A 283-nucleotide genomic window follows, 5' to 3' on the forward strand; every position below is an offset into this window, starting at 1 on the left:
GGCCCAGACTCCTACGGGAGGCAGCAGTGGGGAATATTGCACAATGGGCGCAAGCCTGATGCAGCCATGCCGCGTGTGTGAAGAAGGCCTTCGGGTTGTAAAGCACTTTCAGTAAGGAGGAAAGGTTAAGTGTTAATAGCATTTAGCTGTGACGTTACTTACAGAAGAAGCACCGGCTAACTCCGTGCCAGCAGCCGCGGTAATACGGAGGGTGCGAGCGTTAATCGGAATTACTGGGCGTAAAGCGTACGCAGGCGGTTTGTTAAGCGAGATGTGAAAGCCC

1 rRNA gene is annotated in these 283 nt (G+C 53.4%); it reads left to right on the forward strand.

Features of this window, described 5'->3' with window-relative positions:
* Window positions 1-283, forward strand: a 16S ribosomal RNA gene (locus JIG37_RS13365); the annotation flags it as partial.

The sequence above is a fragment of the Pseudoalteromonas sp. bablab_jr010 genome, assembly GCF_016464105.1.
Lineage (GTDB): Bacteria > Pseudomonadota > Gammaproteobacteria > Enterobacterales > Alteromonadaceae > Pseudoalteromonas > Pseudoalteromonas simplex.